The organism is Wolbachia endosymbiont (group B) of Germaria angustata (assembly GCF_964026725.1).
In the GTDB taxonomy this organism is placed as follows: domain Bacteria; phylum Pseudomonadota; class Alphaproteobacteria; order Rickettsiales; family Anaplasmataceae; genus Wolbachia; species Wolbachia pipientis_C.
The window spans coordinates 832,730-854,552 of sequence record NZ_OZ034691.1; the positions used below are offsets into that span (position 1 = coordinate 832,730).

Annotated in this window: 17 protein-coding genes and 3 pseudogenes; 7 read left to right on the forward strand and 13 right to left on the reverse strand. The window is 33.8% G+C overall.

The annotated features are described in order from the left end of the window. Positions 1-11: 11 nt before the first annotated feature. The 6 genes and pseudogenes from AAGD63_RS04095 to AAGD63_RS04120 all read right to left on the reverse strand — a co-directional run bounded on the left by AAGD63_RS04095 (position 12) and on the right by AAGD63_RS04120 (position 5,480). The gene (locus tag AAGD63_RS04095; protein WP_341813117.1) at positions 12-362 is read right to left on the reverse strand and encodes a hypothetical protein; all 351 of its coding nucleotides are present in this window, start codon (positions 360-362) and stop codon (positions 12-14) included. A gap of 40 nt (positions 363-402) precedes the next feature. After that, positions 403-1,187 (reverse strand): annotated as a pseudogene (locus AAGD63_RS04100) (IS5 family transposase). A gap of 45 nt (positions 1,188-1,232) precedes the next feature. Next, entirely contained in the window at positions 1,233-1,409 is a 177-nt protein-coding gene (locus AAGD63_RS04105) for a hypothetical protein (protein ID WP_341813118.1), read from the reverse strand. A gap of 84 nt (positions 1,410-1,493) precedes the next feature. After that, positions 1,494-2,021, reverse strand: a complete 528-nt coding sequence (locus AAGD63_RS04110) for a phospholipase D family protein (protein ID WP_211908428.1) — start codon at positions 2,019-2,021, stop codon at positions 1,494-1,496. Between the two features lie 40 nt (positions 2,022-2,061). Next, a complete protein-coding gene (locus AAGD63_RS04115) occupies positions 2,062-3,549 on the reverse strand; it encodes a UbiD family decarboxylase (protein WP_006015485.1) in 1,488 nt (495 codons plus the stop codon). A gap of 47 nt (positions 3,550-3,596) precedes the next feature. Then, positions 3,597-5,480 (reverse strand): DUF3857 domain-containing protein, encoded by a 1,884-nt coding sequence (locus tag AAGD63_RS04120; protein WP_341813119.1) that lies wholly within the window; start codon positions 5,478-5,480, stop codon positions 3,597-3,599. A 339-nt stretch (positions 5,481-5,819) separates the two neighbouring features. On the opposite strand from AAGD63_RS04120, the gene AAGD63_RS04125 reads away from it, so the two are divergent. The 4 genes from AAGD63_RS04125 (at position 5,820) to AAGD63_RS04140 (ending at position 9,605) form a co-directional block, all read left to right on the forward strand. Next, positions 5,820-6,560 (forward strand): DsbA family protein, encoded by a 741-nt coding sequence (locus AAGD63_RS04125; protein ID WP_264337133.1) that lies wholly within the window; start codon positions 5,820-5,822, stop codon positions 6,558-6,560. A gap of 196 nt (positions 6,561-6,756) precedes the next feature. Next, positions 6,757-7,992 (forward strand): hypothetical protein, encoded by a 1,236-nt coding sequence (locus AAGD63_RS04130; protein ID WP_341813120.1) that lies wholly within the window; start codon positions 6,757-6,759, stop codon positions 7,990-7,992. A 171-nt stretch (positions 7,993-8,163) separates the two neighbouring features. Continuing rightward, positions 8,164-8,889, forward strand: a complete 726-nt coding sequence (locus tag AAGD63_RS04135) for an ankyrin repeat domain-containing protein (protein ID WP_341813121.1) — start codon at positions 8,164-8,166, stop codon at positions 8,887-8,889. A 122-nt stretch (positions 8,890-9,011) separates the two neighbouring features. Continuing rightward, the gene (locus AAGD63_RS04140; RefSeq protein WP_341813122.1) at positions 9,012-9,605 is read left to right on the forward strand and encodes a TIGR02217 family protein; all 594 of its coding nucleotides are present in this window, start codon (positions 9,012-9,014) and stop codon (positions 9,603-9,605) included. 73 nt (positions 9,606-9,678) lie between these two features. Here the strand turns inward: AAGD63_RS04140 and AAGD63_RS04145 are convergent, their stop codons facing one another. Continuing rightward, complete coding sequence (locus AAGD63_RS04145) at positions 9,679-10,452, reverse strand: hypothetical protein (protein WP_341813123.1); 774 nt, start codon at positions 10,450-10,452, stop codon at positions 9,679-9,681. Between the two features lie 209 nt (positions 10,453-10,661). After that, entirely contained in the window at positions 10,662-13,331 is a 2,670-nt protein-coding gene (locus AAGD63_RS04150; RefSeq protein WP_341813124.1) for a 2-oxoglutarate dehydrogenase E1 component, read from the reverse strand. Between the two features lie 392 nt (positions 13,332-13,723). On the opposite strand from AAGD63_RS04150, the pseudogene AAGD63_RS04155 reads away from it, so the two are divergent. Continuing rightward, a pseudogene (locus AAGD63_RS04155) lies at positions 13,724-15,088 on the forward strand (hypothetical protein). Positions 15,089-15,095: 7 nt separating this feature from the next. On the opposite strand, the gene trpS reads toward AAGD63_RS04155, so the two are convergent. The 5 genes from trpS to AAGD63_RS04180 form a co-directional block, all read right to left on the reverse strand. Further along, positions 15,096-16,094, reverse strand: coding sequence for a tryptophan--tRNA ligase (trpS, locus tag AAGD63_RS04160; RefSeq protein ID WP_341813126.1), 999 nt, complete (start codon positions 16,092-16,094; stop codon positions 15,096-15,098). 12 nt (positions 16,095-16,106) lie between these two features. Continuing rightward, entirely contained in the window at positions 16,107-16,670 is a 564-nt protein-coding gene (locus tag AAGD63_RS04165; protein WP_341813127.1) for a nucleotide exchange factor GrpE, read from the reverse strand. Positions 16,671-16,732: 62 nt separating this feature from the next. Beyond that, positions 16,733-17,719, reverse strand: a complete 987-nt coding sequence (locus AAGD63_RS04170; RefSeq protein WP_341813128.1) for a polyprenyl synthetase family protein — start codon at positions 17,717-17,719, stop codon at positions 16,733-16,735. Positions 17,720-17,729: 10 nt separating this feature from the next. Continuing rightward, a complete protein-coding gene (rpsP, locus tag AAGD63_RS04175; protein WP_006015540.1) occupies positions 17,730-18,044 on the reverse strand; it encodes a 30S ribosomal protein S16 in 315 nt (104 codons plus the stop codon). Positions 18,045-18,177: 133 nt separating this feature from the next. Then, positions 18,178-19,977, reverse strand: coding sequence for a SurA N-terminal domain-containing protein (locus tag AAGD63_RS04180; protein WP_341813129.1), 1,800 nt, complete (start codon positions 19,975-19,977; stop codon positions 18,178-18,180). A gap of 189 nt (positions 19,978-20,166) precedes the next feature. Here AAGD63_RS04180 and AAGD63_RS04185 point away from each other — a divergent pair. After that, positions 20,167-20,937, forward strand: a pseudogene (locus AAGD63_RS04185) (IS5 family transposase). Positions 20,938-21,051: 114 nt separating this feature from the next. Beyond that, positions 21,052-21,657, forward strand: a complete 606-nt coding sequence (locus AAGD63_RS04190) for a cell cycle transcriptional regulator TrcR (protein ID WP_341813130.1) — start codon at positions 21,052-21,054, stop codon at positions 21,655-21,657. Positions 21,658-21,823 lie beyond the last annotated feature (166 nt).

Below are 21,823 nucleotides of genomic sequence, written 5' to 3' on the forward strand. Positions count from 1 at the left end.
AAGCTACTCTATTAAAACATATTTTTAAACTTTTCCCAAAACCCTGGTTTATTATCATTAACCTTTGTGAAGGCTATGTTTAAACTGTATCTCGGATCGTTTGGCACATCATATCTAATATTCAGTATTGAAAATTTGTTTTTATTATGAACAGAAACATCGTCATATGATAATTTTGTCGTGTAGCACTTTATATGCTTTTGCTTGTCATATACTATATCACCTGATTCCCCTTCTAGTTCTACAAATTTAGTTTTTTTCTGACATTCTTTTATTTTTATTAGATCCTCGTTTAGTGATATTGAAACCGGTAGTGTATTCCCAGCATACTCTTTAGCTAAAAGCTCACTTTGAGGATACATTTTTATTTCCCTTCCAAAATGTGAGTCTATAAGAGCCTGTTCATAATCTTTTGAGGAGCAAAGCAGTAAAAGCAAGAACGACCATTTGTAGGCTAGTATTGAGCTTTCGCTCGCAATTTTTCCACAACCGTCTACACTTTTCCAGCCAAGCAAAAAAACGCTCTACAACCCACCTTTTTGGCAATACAACAAAAGTGTGTAATTCACTTCGTTTTATTACTTCAACAGTTGCACCAATAGTCGTTTTTATTTGAGTTGCAAAATTTTCTCCTGTATAACCTGCATCAACTAGTATATTTTGAACTTCGGAAAGATTTTTCCTTGCTTTACAAATCATCTCTACAGCAGCATTACGATCTCCGATATTAGCTGTAGTAATATAAATTGCATGTGGTAAACCTTGCGTATCTACTGCAATATGACGCTTTATTCCTGAAATTTTCTTGCCGGCATCATAACCTTTTTCTTCAGCAATATCGGTATTTTTTACACTTTGGGCATCAATGATGCAGAAGCTTGTTTTGGTATTCCGACCACTGTTCTCTCCAACTAATTTTTTTTAAGACAATTTCTAGAACACTTTTTCTATCTTCATTCGGTTTTTTTACTCCATCTCTTGAAGTAATCGTAACAATTGCGCCATTTCGGAAACTCTTTTGGCAGCATTCGCCACTGACAGCCGCTTTTTAGCACATAAAGCACACCACAAAATAACTCATATAAATCCAGTTTTCTTGGCTTCGTCTTCTTTCGCACACTTTCTAAAATTGGTCTAATCTTTTCGAATTTTTCACAACTTATGTCACTTGGATATGTATTCCTCACAGTTTACCTCATATCAGCTATACCTCATCTTACCATATTCAGAGATCACGTACAGGCTCTAAAATTATTGCTCCAAAATTTGTCTCCAGAATGTACATATTCGTCAGTAGCATACGGTACACCACCATAATTGCATTGAACTTTGTAATCTCCAACACCATTATTTTGAAAAAAATCATGAATGGCAGCGTAACTATCAGCAGCATCATTTATGTAATCCATTACCTACCCCTTAAAACCTTTTAATTTATTATATCACAAGAAATTACATCTATCAATAAAAAGACTTTTTTTGATATCAAGTATCTAGGGAGCATATTGATAGGATTGTGACATTCGTATTTCCCAATTCTTCACATACTGCTGGACTAATTCAGGATAATTTTCAATAATTAATAAATTTTCAGCGTTTCCCTTTTCAGCTGTCTTACTGAGGTTAAACGATCCTGTGATGACTTTTTGATTATCAACAATTATTACCTTATTATGAGCAATTTTTGGCTTATTATCGATCCAAATCGGTATTCCATTTGAAAACAATTCGCTTATGACACTATATTTTGAATGGAGTTGTGATTTATCTAAGACGACTTTAACATCAACACCACGCTCTTTGGCGTTAATCAAAGATTTTGCAACTGTTCCAAGAGTAAATGTATATTCTTGAACTAAGATAGATTCTTTAGATTGGTCTATCTCGCTGATTATCGGTACAGCACAGTCTTGTTCAGGTGAGAAGCAAACTGTTGCTTTTGGGCAAGGCGAGAATGTAGGACCCACATAGTAATACAGAGAAAAACATGCCGACAAAAATAAAAGATATAAAAGCCTCACAAACCACACCTAAATACACGGCGGTAGTCTACATCATAGTTTAATCATCTGTCAACCCATATTCCTTCCACTTCTCTGTAACTTTCTTTATTATTTCCTCGCTCATTTCAATTTTTCTTCCCCATTCTCGTTTGGTTTCAGGTGGAAGTTTGTTTGTTGCATCAAACCCTATTTTACCTCCGAGACCACTTTCAGGGGAAGCAAAATCTAAATAATCAATTGGGGCATTCTCTATCGTAATTGTATCACGCACAGGGTCCATTCTTGTTGACATTGCCCACATCACTTCCTTCCAATCACGTATATTTATATCATCATCAACAACTATGATAAATTTAGTATATAAAAACTGTTTGAGAAAAGAGAGTATGCCCATAACAATTCTTTTTGCATGCCCTGGATAAGCCTTTTTTATCGATACTACCGCTATTCTATATGAACAACCTTCTGGGGGCAGATAAAAATCTACTATCTCCGGAAACTGATTGATGAGAATCGGCACAAAGATTTCGTTGAGTGCTTCACCAAGAATTGATGGTTCATCAGGTGGCTTGCCAGTGAAAGTGCTGAGATAAATTGGATCTTTGCGCATTGTAATTGCAGTGATGTTAAACTCAGGAAACTGTTCAACAGCATTATAGTAACCGGTATGGTCTCCATATGGCCCTTCATCTTGGTAATTATCCAAACTTACATATCCTTCCAAAACAATTTCTGCATGAGCTGGAACCTGAAGAGGAATAGTTTTACAATTTACAAGCTCAAGTGGTTTTTTTCTCAGCAGCCCGGCAAATTGGTATTCTGATAAAGTCTCCGGCACCGGAGTTACTGCAGCAATAATCGTTGCAGGATCGCTACCAATCACAGCAGCCGCAGGAAACTTCATATTTTGCCCCCTCTCCTTCCACCGTTTATGGTGACCTGCACCACCACGATGTGCAAGCCAGCGCATGAGAGTCGTTTTTTTATTCACAACCTGCATACGATATATTCCAAGATTAAAATTATCTTGCTTGTCTGCTGTTGGTCCTTTTGTTACCACAAGTGGCCAAGTGATAATCGGTGCAGGCTCGTTTGGCCAGCATGTCTGAATAGGTAGCAAACTAAGATCCACCTTATCCCCAGTTAGCACCACCTCTTGACATGGAGCTTTGCTTACAACTTTGCTCCGCATCGACAATACAACTTTTAGTAGAGGAAACATTTTCACAGCATCTTTGAAGGTTTTTGGTGGCTCAGGTGATCGCAAAAATGCTAGAAGTTTACCCAGATCCCTTAATTCATCAGAATTTATACCAAGTCCGAATGCAATTCTCTCAATAGTACCAAATAAATTCACTAAAACGGGAATTGAATTTTTGCCATTTTCTGTGACAACATTTTCAAAGATGATAGCTGGTCCCTTGTTTGACAAAACCCTACGATGAATTTCTGTCATTTCAAGAATAGTTGAAACTTCTTTTTTAATTCTAATTAGATCTTTTTTTTCTTCTAATGCTCTGATGAAGTCGCGTAAGTTATTGTACATATTTTAAAAATTTTAAGCCTTTTAAGAAGTGCTTTTCCCAGCACAACTCATTCACTTATTATTATAGAGGCTCTAGAAAAATTATTCTCCAATTCGCTTTTTAAGTTTTTATATTCAGCAGTCTTTAATTCTTCATTGGTAATAAAGCTTTTCTTTATGGTTATTAAATTGCTAAATTCGGTTCCATCATTTTTATATTTACAGAACCTATTTACATATAACCAAGGAGAATCTATTTCAAAATTCAAATTTTCACAGTTTTTAATTTTGATATCTTTTATTATCATATGGCTTTCCTTAGTTTTAGGAACACCAATAAAAAGGTCTGACACTTGGTCAGAAGCTGTATTGACAACATCATTAAGCCAATTATCTCCTAAATTCAAAGCTGGCCCTAAATTTGTCTTAAAAATCTTATTTTTTTGCTGAAACTCATATTTAATTGTCAGATCCTCTACATTACGCAAGGTAAGGTCAGGCAATTCTAAGAACTTCTTTTCTTCTTCATCAAGATATACTCCACTAATCATACGAAAAACAGAATCTCTTAACTGCTCATCTGAATAATATAATCCAACACCTGTTAAGCCTAAGGCTGCTTCCCCTTGCACGGTAAGCTGGCCATATTCATTTACAACGTTATCTTCTATAGTTAATTCACTATGGGATATCACTTTTGAATTTTCACCTTGTACAGCAGGAATCTTTATGTAATCTGCTTCCTCAGAATCGAGTACTAGAGCGTTCCTATCAGCAATGTCTGGGAAAATACCCTGTGCCATACTGACGGTATTAGTTGGATCGATCCAATATATTTTTCCATCTCTATTTGTTACTTTGAGCATCACATGATTAAAATTACCCATATTAGGTAATGCTTCAGGATTAGAAGTGCTAGTAGTTCCTCTCATAACTAAAATAGGTTGAACTTTATAACCAAGTTTTTGCAGAATAGCAGCCGTGCTAGCAGAAAAGTCTTTGCAATCCCCGACTTGAGAATCAGCAATTTTCTCCAAATCTCTCGGAAAAAATTTTCCTGACACTGTACGCCAGTCTCCCATGTACTGAACTTTTTCATTCAATAAAGAAGTGACTGCATTAATTTTCTCCTCATCGGTACTCTCATTGTCAGCAAATTCTGCTATAGCTTCAAAAGTTGCAGGAAGCGGCTGATTGATAACGCTATGATATCCAGGAGCTAATTTTTTAGCTAAATCCTCCCATTCAGATAAGCTTGAAAGTGATACCCAAGTGTTGTGTTTTATGTTCAATATTCCATTATGTGGTTCATTTGTTGTGTTTTCATAAACTGCTTTCTTTAAAGCAATGCTTATAGAGTGTATATCATCATTTTTTTCCTCAGCGATTTCTAATACTTCTCTTGGATCATTAACTTTAATCTCCAGGGGTAATTCAGAATTGATTTTAGTATTTTCTGCTTGTAAATAATCCCCATGATAAGAAAAGCTCAAGCCATAAAAATTATCAACAGGAACCTTTTTGTTAACTTGTTTATACCTTAAATATACTTCTGTACCAATTTCTATTTTAGGAAACGATATAGTTACTTGCCTTAGCTGATCGAAGCCTTTACTAGGACTAGCTAGCGGTTTATCCTCTATCATGTCTTCAGTGACTATATATTCCTCTCCGTTATAAGCTGTTTTAGCTTCTAAAACAGTCAAATCTGCACTATCATCATTGTAGATTAAACTATACAGAGAAAATCTATCACGCCCAGACTCCTTGAGTATTTTTGCTTGTAGTTCTACTTCCGTTTCGTAGGTACCATCTCTATTAACATTAATGTTAACATTAGAAAACTTAACCTCAACAGAAGCATCTTCGTACTTACTCCACCTTGCTTCAGCTGTCGAAGCTACAAAAAATGCTAACATTGCTAAGTTAAAGACAGCTTTTAAAAACCTCATTTTTTACTTACATTTATTGAAAAATCATTCTATTATATCCGAACAACACTATCGGAAATGTAAGACTTAGTGTGTTCATATTACTTAGCGACGCGCTTACCGATATTATATGCAGTGATTACAAGATAATCAACTTTTTTGCTTACAATTTGCTAGAAATAGCGGTAAAGACTATCTAAATCTTTATAAATGCCTTACTCTGCAAAATTTTTCATCACCAAATCTTATGATGAACTTTACAAAAATATCTTAAATTTCATTTTATAAAGTTTGCATTTCTTGATAAAAATGTTTTAATATTAAGCATTTTTTTAATATTTGTATTCTTTAAGTAAGTATATGTCTAAGATACCATTTTTATTGATTTTTATACTTGCAGTAGCAAGTTTACCAGTAATAAACAATTGGCTTTCACACCGCAGTCAGAACTTAAATGATGATTATATAGGTGAGAGATTGGATAATTACATCAGTAAAAATTTTGATAGAGTTCTAAAAGCTCTCCAGGAAGAGTCAGCTAAAAATAGTTATGCTAATGCAACCAAAAATAAAATTTCTCAGCATAAAAATGAAATATTCGACTCTACTTATCCTTACTCAGGAAATGAAAATAGCAATATCATAGCTGTAGGTTTTTTTGACTATTCTTGTGGATATTGCAAAGCTATAAAGAACGATGTAAAACAATTGATCAATGATGGCAAAGTTAAGTATATCTTTAGGGATGCTCCAATACTTGGTAACAATTCTTTAAAGGCAGCAAAAGGTGCTTTAGCAACTTATTTTATCGATAAAGAAAAGTACTTAGATTTTCACTATGCTGCACTAGATCACAGAGGAGAATTTTCAGACGAAACTATATTAGATATAGTAAAAAATATAGGGATCAACGAGAACGATTTTAATAACTCTATGAAAAATAATGCAGACAAAATTGAGCAAATGATAAACAACAGTAAACTTTTAGTAAGGGATCTAGGAGTAGGCGGTACACCTTTTTTGATAATAGGAGATAGTCTTTTTGTAGGAAAAACTGATTTGAATATATTACGCAAAAAAGTGAATGAGTTAAAAGATTAATAAATTTCCTGCTTGACAGCACAAGAGAGTTTAAGTATAATTAAGTTAGGATATAGTAAGTAACAATATGTATAAGCTACATATTAGTTCAAGAAAAGTGGGTGATGTTTCCTTGCAATACAGCACGACCTTAAGTAATAAGCCTTCCTAGGCTGATTAATCTATTAAAATACAATTATTATTTTGGAGTTATAACATGAGAGATTCTAACTATGTAAGAGGGCCAATTGCTCTTTTTCAAAAAATCAAAGAAAATAAAAAATCAAGTGATTTATTGCATAATCTAAAGAGCGCTTATCCTGAAAAACTAAAAATCGGGGCTGCTATAAAGACAGGGGATTGCTTTTTTGACTCTGTGGCTCAAGGATTGAATGAATTAAACATAAAACCTGATTATCGTTTTACTGCAAAATCATTAAGAAAAGACTGCGCAGATTATGCTAGAGCAAACAGAAAGCCAGATCAGTGGGTTTATAAAGCGGTAATAAGAGATGCCGGAGAGTATTTCGTACCTCAAAAAGATCCGGATGGAGAAGTAATAAGCGAAAATGGACTTAATAAGCAAGACAAGGCGAAGTCTTTTTTCAAATATTTAGAGTATATCACTAATACACATACAGCTGACGCACCTATATGGGGTCGTCCAGACATTGAAGGTAGAATGATATGTGAGAAGTACGAAGTGGAGCTTTATATTTATTCAATAGATGAAGAAAGTCAAAAAGTTACAGTAACTAAAATTACAGCACATGATGACCCTGAGTTTTTTATAGAAGGCGAGAATCTTGATCAACTAAAGATGGATAACAGTAAAAAGACTGTAGGAGTAGTGAATTACATGAGGCATTTTGTGCCACTTCTAAGTGAAATTTCTGAAGATATAACAGAAAGTCAACCAGTTTCTAATGAAGAAATCTTTGGTGAGGTGACAGAAATTCCTGCTTCTGATCAATCAGAGCAAGAAGAACAATATAATATCAGAACTAGCAAAGCAGCAATTGCGCAAGATCATAAAGAACAAAAAACACAAAAAGAGAGAATTGATACCAGTGCTAGTGAGCCAATTCATACAGATACAGTAATTACTATTTCTCATCAACAAGGGCAAGAAACACAACAAGAGGCAATAGAAAAGAAATTAATCAATAGTTGTTACAGAAGAGAAGCTATTTATAGCATAGCTGCTGTAATAACAGCTATGGCATTCACAGCATCTGCTATAGCTGCTGTTTTTACTCAACCAATTCCTTTAGCATGCCTTGCTGGAGTGGCTTTAGTTGTTGCATGTATTTGTGTATATCAGTTAACGCAAAGTCATAACGACATTCATGAACTAAAAAGTGAGCCAAAGGAAAATATTGCTCATACTTTTCTAGAAGAAACGGGATTAAAAATTTATAGCCTGATTGATAAAGTAGCTTCAAAAGCTTAAGCTCTTTCCTACATCAGCTCAACTTTATTTTTACATGAGATAAAAATGGACGTTGAGTCAAAAGTAAAGGCTTTTTTGAATAATTAGTATATTAATTTGTTTGACTTTGATATAACTTATTATATAATTTATTATTATTTTTAATAAACTAACCTTACTAAGAAGGACAATATGGTGGGTAACACAAATTTAAATTCAACAACTCTTGAAATAAAGATTGATAAAAAGATAGCTAAGCGTTTAAAATATGCTTTAGAATTCTCACAAGCTACAGCAAAGGTGAAAGTATATAAAATTCTGCTTTCTTTTGTACAAAATTTTAATGAGCAATCACTAGAAAATGCAATAAAGTATTTAGATAAAACAATAAAGGAAAGGTCGTTATGTCAATATATAAAGCTTCATGAACTACTAGATTTTCAAGACAATAAAGGAAATACGTTGTTGCACTACGTAGCTTCACATAGTCAACATAACAATATAAAGACCCTTATTAAATATGATGCAAACCCTTTAATCAAAAATACGAATAATCAGATTCCATTAGATTTAGCTCAAGGACAAACAAGGGAAGAGCTTATTAGAGGCATGATGGAACAGGCTAGCTCAAAAAAAGAAAGTTCTAGATATGATGCTTTAGGGCGTACATTCGCTGTCAGCTGTCTTACTTTTATTGTATTTGGAGTGGGTGTGAGCATTGCAGCAGAGTGTGATGTAGTAAGTTTTCCTAGTGCTATATTAGGTGCAATCATAGCATCTCCTCTTGTTGGCATAGCTGCTGGACTAATTATATATTTCTTAGATCATGATCGTAAACAAGCTAAAGCGATATCAACAATTCTACAAGAATCTGAAGTGTCTAAAAAATCACCATCATTACAATCATCTGAAATATAATAATATTACTAATTTCTTTTTTCTTATATTTACTTCATCTCTTAGTGGTATCTAGAAACCTAGATACCACTATATATCTTTCTTAGCTAAAATATCTCAATTTCATTTTTACAGGAGGAAATATGTCATTCACAGAAATTAGATTTCCAGAAAATATATCTTATGGTTCCACTGGAGGACCTGAATTTTCCACTGACGTTGTAACAACTCATAATGGTTGTGAGCAGCGCAATATTAATTGGTCTCGTGCACGTGCCAGGTATAACATAGCTTATGGAGTTAGGTCAAACGAGCAGCTAACAGAACTCATAACATTTTTTCAGGCACGAAAAGGTAAAGCAATAGGATTTCGTTTTAAGGATTGGTCAGACTTTACCGTTATCAATCAAGAAATTGGCATAGGAGACGATAAAAAAACGATCTTTCAACTGATGAAAATTTACATAAGTGGAAAAGACAAGCATACACGAACTATTAAAAAGCCAGTGCATGATACAATAAAAATTTACCTAGATGGTGAAAAGACAGAAAAATATTCAGTGAATTATTCAACTGGAGAAATAGCATTTATGAAACCACCAGCAAAAGGTACAATAATCACCGCAAGCTTCGAATTTGATGTACCAGTACGATTTGATACAGATTACCTAAACGCTTCTATTGACAACTACAGCAGTAACAGTTGGAATAATATTCCTTTAGTGGAAGTGAAATAAAGTTAAAGTATGCTCCATAAAAGTTAAGCGATACTGAGGCTCATATTTAAATGAGCCTTGCACATTTTAAAGTCTATCGCCCATTACAATGTTCCACACTCGAAATTTGAGGAAATTCTAATGTAGTGTTTTCTCTTTCTTGTAAAATAGAAAGTTTTAATAATTCTTTTAGAACTAACTTTACAAGTGTTGTACCATTTTCCTTAAAGAGGTAGTCCATCCTATTGGTTTTCTGTATGTGATTGACAAAATTTCTAGCTTCCTCATTAAAAGCCTCGATTGTGTTGATACAAGATAATACTAAATCCGAGCTATTTATTGCTAAAATTCCATTTACGAAAATATCTAATTTTGTTTTATCTTCAGTCAAATCTTCAGCTAACCTATTTCTAATATCATCATTCTCAAACAAAATGTACTCTAGATACGAGGCAGACTCAATAAGTATAAAGTCTTCTAAAGGTAATGGTTCTAAATCGTTGTCAACATAAGTAAGTATTCCAAACTCAGTAATACACCCTTCTTTTCTCACAACATAGCACTTGGGAAGATTACGATACATTGATAGCAAAGAAAAGAGACGTATTATACTTGTACCTCTATCTTTCATTTCCTCGAGAAGCTTTTTATCATTTATTAGTTTATGCAAAATGTAATCCGTAGCAGGACCTGGTTTGCGAAAATGAAACATATTATTTTCTGCAAAAATAGCCTCTGCTAATTCTATAGACTTTTTATCCTCATCTATAAAAGCCTTCTCGCTTCTATTTAATTGTATGATTTCAGCCTTGCTATTGCTGCGTAGCTTAGTTTGCCCTATTAGCCTCTCAAATATTTCTGTCTTCATATATATCTGATATTAATTAATATTAATATTTACTATATTAACTACTTTGAGAAAAATAAATGAAAATCTTAATAAATATTATACTTTTATAAAAAAATAAAAGTCTTTTTATATTTATATGAGTATATAAGAGGTTTGATTGTTGTAAGTTATCTAAGTGCTAGAGTCTAATTAATGAGCCTGCTTGAAGCCGTTCAGTGTTTGTACAGTTATGCCTGCGCAACTTGCTTCAAAATTTCTGCTTGTTGCTGAGCATGGATATTAGCATAACCACATGCAGGAGATGCAGCAGCAGGTCTTGCAATGCACTTAGGTCTTTTTGCTTGAGCATTGAGGCCAGACAATACCTCTTCTATCAATGGGTTGACAAAGAACCATCCTCCCATATTTTTTGGTTCCTCTTGACACCATGTAATTTCAGCGTTCTTATATTTTTCAAGTTCACTGCCTAGTTTATCGGCCGGGAATGGATAAAATTGTTCTAAACGCACTACTGCTATATCGTTTATTTTTTGTGCTTCAAGCATTTCAATTATGTCGTAATAAACTTTACCACTACATATTACAACTTTACGTATTTTATCACTTGCAACTAAACCTTTTCTACACTCTGGAATTACCGTAAGAAATTTTCCTTCAAAGTCAGAAAGGTTAGAAACTGCGCTTTTATGACGCAATAGTGATTTAGGTGTAAACACCACTAAAGGCTTACGAAAATCTCGATTAATTTGTCGGCGCAAAACATGAAAGTAATTTGCTGGAGTAGAGCAATTAACTACTTGCATATTATCCTCTGCGCAGAGTTGCAAAAATCTCTCTATACGAGCAGAACTATGCTCAGGCCCCTGCCCTTCATAACCATGAGGCAAAAGTAAAACTAGACCACTTGATCGCAACCACTTTGTTTCTGCTGATGCAATAAACTGGTCGATCATGATTTGCGCACCATTTGCAAAATCACCAAATTGCCCTTCCCAGAGCACCAGTGAATATGGAGAGTCAAGGCTATATCCATATTCAAAACCCATCACAGCATACTCAGAGAGTGCGCTATCTATAACTTCAAAGCGAGCTTGCTTCTCACTTATGTTATTTAGTGGAATAAACTCTTTCTCCGTTGCTTGATCAACAAGCCTTGAATGACGGTGCGAGAAGGTGCCGCGACCAGAATCTTGTCCTGACAAGCGCACTCCTATTCCTTCTCTAAGCAATGATGCGAATGCAAGACTTTCAGCAGTTGCCCAGTCTATGTTGCTACCGGAATTTATACTGTCTATTCTACCATCAAGTATTCTTCTGACTTTATTATTGAAATTAAAATTACTTGGAATATTGCTATTTATGTGTACACCTAATTTTTTTAGCTCATCTGGTGAAACACCAGAGTCCGTATAATATTCACTCAAATCGTTCAACTTTGCTCTTCTTAATTTCGACCACACTCCATCAAACCAGTCAGCTTTTTTTGGAGTGTAAGCCACTGACTCAGCAAGACTTTTATCCAACCTTACCCTAAATTCGCTGCGCAATTTACTTACTTCATCACTAATTAGGACTTTCTCTGCAGCCAGCTTCTCTTCGTAAATTGTTCCCGGAGTTTTATGCCTTGATATTGCTTTATACATAAGTGGCTGAGTAAAATTTGGTTCATCGCCTTCATTATGGCCATATTTGCGGTAGCATATTATGTCAATCACCACATCCTTTTTAAATTTCTGCACATACTCCATTGCCAAACTCGCGGCAAAACTCACGGCTTCTGGATTATCTCCATTAACATGAAATATTGGAGCTTCTATTGATTTTGCTACATCAGTACAATAAAAAGAAGAGCGTGCACAACGAGGATTCGCAGTAAAACCAACTTGGTTATTAATGACAATATGGACGATACCACCAACTTTATAACCTTCAATGTTGCTCAAAGTCAGGGTTTCAGCAACCACTCCTTGCCCGATAAAAGCCGCATCACCATGAATTGATATTCCAAGCACAGATCTCGTATTTTGCTTTGCTCTTACTCTTCCAGCTAGAACCGGATTTACCGCCTCAAGGTGAGATGGGTTAGGACATAAACTTAAGTGTATTTTTTTACCACCAGCAAGTGCTCGATCAGAAGAGTAACCAAGGTGATATTTGACATCACCGGACACCTCAAGACCACTTGGATATGCAAGGTTACCTTGAAATTCAGACAGCATTGCCGCATATTCTTTCCCCATAACTTTGGTTAGAACATTAAGCCGTCCTCGGTGGGCAATACCAAGAACTATTTCTTCAATACCAAAAGCTGCAGAATCACTAATAACTCTTTCAATTGCAACAATGGCTGACTCCCCACCTTCGATAGAAAAACGCTTATATCCAGGAAATTTCATATGGAGAAATTGCTCGAACATCTCAGATTCGATCAAGTGCCTCAGTATTTCTTTTTTATCCTGAGGGCTTAGCGTATAGACCTGATTTTCAATTTTCTCCTGCAGCCAAACTCTTTCCTCATAAGAGGAAATATGCATAAATTCAAAACCGATATTCTTGCAGTAAATATCTCTGTAGATTCTAGTGTCACTTGTAGGAGAAAGATCCAAGTATTTTTGATAATCTATTTCCTTATTTACATTCGGTGATAATGGATTTAAGTCCGCAAAAAAATGACCGTAAGATCTGAAAAAATTTGCTAAACTAGAAACTGAATCATCCACCTTAGTTACATGTTGTGCACCGCAGGCCTCCGCTTTATTAACTTCTAAATTGCTCGAAAAAATTCTGTACCAATCTTCTCCAATTGATTTATCGCCTTGCAAGTAACGGCTATAAATTTCTTCCACAAATTCGACATTATCGCCATAAAAACAGGAGTTATTTTTAAAACTGGACATAATCACTACAAAAGTATCAAATACTTATGAGTATAACTTAAGTTTTTTAAAAAAGAACTCCTTTAGTTTCTAATTATTAAGTTATACAAACACTGTAATCTGAGTTTTCCAGAAAGGGTGTCATTCTAGACTGACATCTAATCTTTCCATAAATGCTGTATCTCAACATAAAACAACTATACTCATCAATTTGTGCCCAATCATAATTCCTAGGTTCCAGTGTTAGCTACTTGTTTTTTGGATTTCTATACTATTGCTGATTGAAGATTATTGAAATTTTTTTGCACATTAAGGAACGCAAGCGTTTATGAGTCAGAGGATAAGTCATATAACATTTACTCGGTCTTAATACTTTGAATTTATATTTGAGTAAACGATAAACAGTAATTGGTATGAGTGATCTATTTAAAAGTGACAATTATGATAAAAATCTCAATTCTTTGATAAGAGTCATAAAGCTGAAGGATACAAAAAAAATTAATGAACAATATGATGAAACACTGAAAGATTTATCTCAAGCTCTGAAGAATTTTACAAACAACGCAAAAGATGTAGCTAAGTTTGTTATATATAGTGACTTGAATAATTATGTAGAACCTTTGAGCACAAAGCCACTCGGTTTTATTGGAACATTAAAAGGAATATTAGATAGAGTCTTGGGAAAAGATATTCCAACTAATGATAATGACATAAAAAATTTTGTTGGTGATGAATTATCAGGTTTCACTATAGAAAAAGCAGCCGAGTACTCAAATATTTTAAGTACAATTAATCTATTCAAGAAAGGACTTAAAGAAATTTTAGATTCGAAGCAGAGTGGAAAAAACAATAAAGAACATAAATCATATGAAGTAAGCTCAAAAAATAAAACAACATCAAAGCAGAAAGAAGATACTTTCAAGCTGCAAAAAGGAAAACAGCCGGCAGGAAAATCAGGTATGAAGAAAATAAAACGGCCAACAACGGCACCTCCACCACCTCCTACTGACTCAAAAAAGGTACACTTTAAACCAGAAATAGAGAATGTATCTCCTGAAGATTCAGGCTATGAAAGTTCATTAAGTGAAGAGTCTGGACATGAGGAAATATCAAATTATCAAGAGAAAAAGAGTAAAGCGTCAACGAAAGATTCGCGGCACTCAAAGTTGCCTAAAGAGGAGCCAATTTATGCAACAATACCTAAGGAACATATAGAAGCAAAAAGAGAAAATAGAAAGAAACAGGCTCCAGTGCCAAATGCTACCAATCAAGAAGCTAGGCAAGAAACTAAAAAAGATAAATCTGAAATACTGCCAAAGCCTAAAAACCTAGGCAGTGCTGATCAACAAGTGAGCACGAAACCAATAATAGTAGAAGTGACTTCGTAAAAATCAGCTAAAAGTAACCCAACAGTACCGCTAAAAAAAGCTACTGATAAAGCAGTACCAGAAGTAAAAGCGGTTATTATAAAAGAAGAAGTAAATAGCAAGAAGGACGGTAGAGTAAAGTCAATAGTAGAAAAATTTGAGCAAAATCAAGTTGCTAAGAGCAAAGCCACCCCTGCAACACAAGCAGATATCGGTATGAAGAAAGATCCTGCACCATCGCAAAAAACTGCCTCCCAATCTCACTCATTTCCGGTAGGAAATAAAAGATCTAAAATGAACCCCATAACAGCAAAGTCCGATTCTAAACTTCCGGTTAGTAAAAAACCTCTCCTCACTCATGTTAGTGTAAAGAAAATAGCTGCACGATTTGAAAGCCATGGGAAGAAATAGTTGTAACCTATTGAACAAACCCTATAATATCCTTGATCTTTTTTATATTGTTATTTGCAATCTCTGCTGCTTTTTCTGTACCTTGTTTTAATATTTTATGTAAATGAAGCTGATCTTTTAGAAGAATATTCATCTTCTCGCGTATGGGTGATATAACGCTGATGATTAAGTCAGTTAACTCTTTTTTAAAGTTCTTCATGTCATGTTTATTCACTTTTTCACACACTTTTTCTACATTTAAATCACTAAGCACTGAATAAATGTTTACCAAATTGTTTACTTCTGGACGGCACTTTAAAGTAGCAAAATCAAAGCCTAGAATTGAATCTGTTTTTGCTTTTTCTATTTTCTTGACAATTAAGTCATTTGTATCGTTAAGGTTAATGCATGAATATTCTGAAGGATCAGATTTGCTCATCTTGCTTGCTCCATCTCTTAAGCTCATTATCCTTGATGTACAATCCAAAGTTAAGATTTCAGGTATGATGAAATGACTACATTCATAATGATTGTTAAAAGCTGATGCAATATCACGTGCAAGTTCTAAATGCTGTTTTTGATCATCGCCAACAGGAACATATTTAGTTTGATACAGCAATATATCCGCAGCCATAAGTACTGGGTAGCTATATAACCCAAGAGAAGCTTTTTGTTTATCGCTTCCAGCCTTATCTTTAAATTGAGTCATACGATTAAGCCAACCAATTGGTGTATAGCACCCTAGCAGCCAGCCCAATTCTGCATGACCACTAACTGCGGATTGATTGAAAATAATCGACTTTTCCGGATCTATTCCACATGCAATATAAGTTGCTGCTGCTTTAAAAATATTATTTTTTAATTCATTTGCGGGAAGCTTATTTGCTGTGATTGAATGCAGATCAACAACACAAAAAAGAGATTTATATTTATCCTGCAAGCCTATCCACTGCTTAATTGCACCAAGATAATTGCCCAAGTGTAATACTCCACTTGGCTGAATACCTGAGAAAACAACTTCTGTCATACCTTGAGTGTTTTATTCATTACTTTCGCAATCAGCAGATTTTTTAGAAAGAATAACCATTGCAGGACGAAGCAACCTATTTTTAATGGTATAACCAGTTTGTAGTACTTCTACAATAGTGCCAGGCTCTTTTTCATTATCTTCTCTTTCCACAACAGCTTGATGTAAATTGCTGTCAAAAGAGTTACCTATTGGATCTATTTCTTCTATTCCATGTTTTTTTAGATCACTCACAATCTTTTGGTGCGCCACTTTTATCCCTTCATGAATAGGATCATCATCTTTCAAGTTTTCCATTGCTTTTTTTAAATTGTCACAAGAGTCGATCATATCACGTGCAAATTTCGTGACTGCATAATCACTTGCATCGCTAATTTGCTTTTGCATTATACGTTTAACGTTTTCATTATCCGCAACAGCGCGACGTAAATGATCTTCAAGCTGAACTGCACGTTCTTTTAATATATTAAGCTCTTCACTTAAATCACCTGTTTGCTGATTTTCTTGATCATCCCCTTTTCGTTTACTGACCATATCTGCAAATTTCTTTTTTTTCTCTTTATTACTATCTGACATATCATTCACCCTTACAAACTTAATAAATATATAACAATCAATCTAAAAATATCAAGCGTTAGCTATCCTTGTCTTTCTATGCTTGCATTTAAAAAGTCAATCAAAGCAGTTTTATAAAGAGAATCAGAAAAAGTATCAATATTACTTTGCGCCATATTAATATAGTGTTTAGCTTCTTCCATAGAAACATGAATGGCATTATGATGATTAATATATTGTAATGCTTGGTCAAAATTGTGTCTAGCTGAAGAAAAAGATTTCTCCCAGAATTTTTGTTCTGATGGGCTGCCTTTTTCATATGCTATAATAGAAGGTAAAGTAACTTTACCTTCAAAGAAATCTTTTCCAAGTTGCTTTCCTAAAGTGCCTTGATTAGCAGTATAATCTAGCACGTCATCAATTATTTGGAATGCCATACCAAAATTAAACCCGAAATTCCTTAGCCTCTCTATTTCGTCACCTGTGGCTCCAGATACTACTGATGCAGCCTCGCAGCATGCAGAAAATAAAGATGCTGTCTTTTCTGCAATGATATTAAAATAATTTTTCCTAATTGTGTTAGGGTCAAAACGTGTTGTCATCTGCTTTATCTCACCCTTGACAAGCAAATTAGATGCCTTAGATAAAATAGAGAGAACACTTAAATTCCCACATTCTATAAGCCATCTAAATGCTAAGGTCAATAATAGATCACCAACTAAAATGCTTGATTTATTCCCCCAAATTTTATTTGCTGTTGCAACTCCATGGCGTGCCTTACTTTCATCAAGCACATCATCATGAAGTAAAGTAGCGTTGTGTATAAATTCTACCGATGCAGCAATGTTGACCCTACTCTCTCCAGAGTAATTCAGCATTTTACACACAATAAAAACGAGCTTAGGCCTTATCTTTTTTCCTCCTGAATTAATAAGATGAGATGTAACATCGGTAGCAAGCTTAGTACCTTCATCATTGACATTTTTGAAGATAAAGTCATTCATAGCCAATAAATCAGAAGATACAATATCATCTAATTTACTACTTTTTGTTAAATCAGTGTTTAGCATTTAAGAGGACTTATGCTTCTTGCCCTTGTACTTTCTCAACTTTTTTCTTTTCTATTTTTTTCGATTCTGTTTCTAAATCTACTATGCCTTTTTTAATGAACCACATTACCCTTTCAGTTGCTTGCGCTCCTACACTTAGCCAATGTTTTAATCTATCAGCTTTTACCACAACACGATTTTTATTGTCTTTTGGCAACATTGGATCATATTGTCCTATTCTCTCAATAAAGCGCCCATCTCTTGGTGCTCGTGAGTCGGCTACAACTATCCTATAAAAAGGACGTTTCTTTGCCCCAAACCTTGCTAACCTTATTTTAACTGCCATGTCAACCTTTATTCATATATTAATTACAATTTAAATACAATAAACAGCTCAAGTCAAACTAATTGTACCTCTTTTACCTAAAAATACAATATAGCCCCTCCAATCACTCATAAAAGGAAGATAATAAACTTTTTTATATATCATCAATCATAGCATGATTAACTTCTACTCTATACTTTGATTTTAGATAGCTAATTAACTGTTCCTTTAGCGATATCATCACACGTTTTCCGGTGTCAAGCATGTTTAATTTACCATTTGATGAATGCATTTGTTTTAGAACGCCTATTATAATTTCATTATTGTATTGAATAGGATCTGTTACCGAATTAGTTGTTTTCATATTGAAAATCTCTTCTATGAAAGAAAAAGGGTAGTTTTGTTCATTGCGTTGTATTTGCTGGCCTTTAACCAATTTTATACCTTGCATTTCTTCCAAATCTGTCTTTTCTCTTAGTTGAACTGCTACTTCTTGTCCCATTTTAAACATTCTTTCTTTTATAAATTCACTACGCCAAAGCTTTATGGCTGATTCCCTACTTTCTTCAAAATTTTGTAATTTAGGAGGAACGATATCACTGATTTTTACACCAACAACAGTATCTCCAACACCCTTAAAATAACTCTTCTGATCTTTCTCGCGTGAAAAAATGAAAGAAATGAAATCACTGGAATTTCCTACTTCATTACCACTTTGGTCTTTTCCACTAGCATCTACTGGACCAATGGTTTGTATAGGTAAATTGTAATTATTGGAGATTTCTTCAATCGTTGCACCATTGTATATCTTATAATTCACTTGATTTATGAAATCATTGACTTTTTCAAAAGAATTTTGATTGGTTAAAACTGACCTTATGTCTTTTTTTAAATCAACCAAGTCTTCATCAGAGATTTGATGTATGCTTTCTACCTTTATTACGTGCCATCCAAAATTGCTTGTTAAAACTTCACTTACTTCACCTGTTTTGAGAGCAAATACCTTTTCTCTCATATTTTCAGGTAAGAAATCCTTAGTTATATTATTTACTCTGGTTTCATCGAGTTTCACTTTATTAAACTCTTCTATTATTTGTTCAAAGCTTGCTTTACTTTCTTCAAGTGCTCTTCTTGCTATTTCAGCTTTTTCTTTGGTAGGAAATATCACATTGAATATGTCTCTTTGATTTTTAAGTTCCTGATGTTCTATTATACTATCAACCTCTTCATCTGAAATTCTGATTTGATCTTCAAAATATTTTTGATCCAGAGAAATGTATTGCGCAGTTCGATACTCAGGGTAATAAAAATTGGACTTATTTCTTTCATACAAATCAAGTAAGGCTTGATCATCTGGTTCAGGAACGTCTGTAATTGCATCCTCAGTTATTTTAACAATATCAACTACTCTAGTTTGGTAGCGATTTTTGTATATCTGCTCATCAACACTCTCACCAAAAGTTACCGGATAATTATCTTTAAATAACGAAGTCATGAACATCATTGCAGGCAGGATTTTCTCTAATTTTTCTATATATTCCTTTTCTGTTATATGCAAGCTATTTAGAGTTTGATGGAATTTATTATGGTCAAATTCTCCTTTATCGTCCTGAAAGTACTTGGTATTTTTTATATGGCTTTTGATAGATTCTTCTCCAACTTTTAATCCAAGTTCGCTAATTAGGTTAAACAATAGTTTTTGCTCTATAAGTGCGTTAAGTAAATCATATTTCAGCTTTTTTACTTGTTCTTTACTTACATCAGATCCAGAAATTTGCTTTTCATAATTTTGATATAGTAATTTATATTCATCTGATGTTATAACTTCCTTTCCTACTTTAGCTAATTCTTTCCTTTCATCATCATTTGATAAAAGATTGCCAATCCCCATAAAGATTAATAAGCAAACTAAAAGGAGAACGATTGCCTTGGTAAAAAAATTTCTAATACTCATTGTAAACTCAGTTAACTAACACTTAAATTTAGAATAGCAATAATTTAATCTTTGTAAATCTATTAATAAATTAGCTAATATATGTAATATTGTAGTGTATTAAATTGAATGGAAGCTTATATTAACCTAAGAGCCTGTAAGTGATCTCTGAATATGGTAAGATGAGGTATAGTTGACATGAGGTAAAGTATGAGGAATACATATCCAAGTGACATAAGTTGTGAAAAATTCGAAAAGATTAGACTAATTTTAGAAAGCGTGCGAAAGAAAACAAAGCCAAGAAGATTAGGTTTATATGAGTTATTTTGTGGTGTGCTTTATGTACTAAAAAGTGGCTGTCAATGGCGAATGCTTGCAAAAGAGTTTCCAAGATGGCGAAATTGTTACGATTACTTCAAGAAATGGAGTAAAAAAACGAATGAAGATAGAGAAAGTGTTCTAGAAATTGTCTTAAAAAAAATTGGTTGGAGAGAACAGTGGTCGGAATACCAAAACAAGCTTCTGCATCATTGATGCCCAAAGTGTAAAAAATACCGATACTGCTGAAAAAAAAGGTTATGATGCTGGCAAGAAAATTTCAGTAATAAAGCGTCATATCGCAGTTGATACAAAAGGTTTGACACACGCAATTCATATAACAACGGCAGAAATAACCGATCGTAGCAGTGCTTTGACAATGGTTAAAAATGCTAAAGAAAGTCTCTCTGAAGTTAAAAACATACTGGTTGATGCAGGCTACACTGGAGAAAATTTTGCAACACAGATGAAAGTAACTATTGGTGCAACTGTTGAGGTGAAGCGAATTACACACCTTTGCTGTATTGCCAAAAAGATGGGTTGTTGAGAGATCTTCTTTTGCCTGGTTGGAAAAATGTAGGCGACTTTGGAAAAATTGCGAGCGTAAACTTAATACTAGCCTACAAATTTGCTTTTGCTTCTTTCCTCCTCAAAAGATTATGAACAGGTTCTAAGAGATAAGAAATATAAACTAAAAAGCCATTGGATGACAAAGTTAATGCTTTTTTAGTTTTAATGGTTTATATTTTATTTCTATAACAGTAAAGGAATATTAAAATGGGAGATGTTTTTTCAATGTCAATGGAATCTTCTAAAGACAATAAAGATAGAAATGAACAATTTCTTATGCAAGTAGCTGCTTGGTTGGTTGATAACACTAGCTTAACTTTTGATCAAATAGCAAAATGTTGCAAGTTATCCCTTGAAAAAGTACAAGACATAGCTGATGAGGAAATAGAAGTTGAAAAGTATGACCCTATTATTTCTGAAATAATTACTGAAAAAGAAATCGATAATTGCAAAAAAAATCCAAATCGTGTACCAAATTTGATTATAAAAAATATGAAAAAAAGGGCAAAGACGATTAGCTTTCTTGCCTTTGCTTCCACAGCAAGGCGTAGAGATAAACCTAATGCGGTTTATTATTTGGTAAAAAAATTTCCTATCTTGAACAATAATGTAATAGCTAAGCTAATTGGTACAACAAATTACACAGTTGAGCAGATAAGAGATAGATCTCATCATAACATACTCAATATCAAACCTCAAGATCCTGTACTACTTGGTTTATGTAGCCAGGAAAATTTAGAAGCGGAAGTAGAAAAAGCGAAAGTAGAAGAAGAGAAGAAACAAAGATTAAAAAATATAAATAATAGCTATTGATGATTCTCAAATTCTTGTACTTTGTTAATATTAAATTGACTTGACTTGTTAGTTTTTATCAGTACAATGTAGTAAAGTATCTAGTTTAATAATAATTAAGTCTAAATACGCACTAAAAACTAGCTCAGCCTAATTTATTGTTTTATATTCACATTTTAGGTTAGTA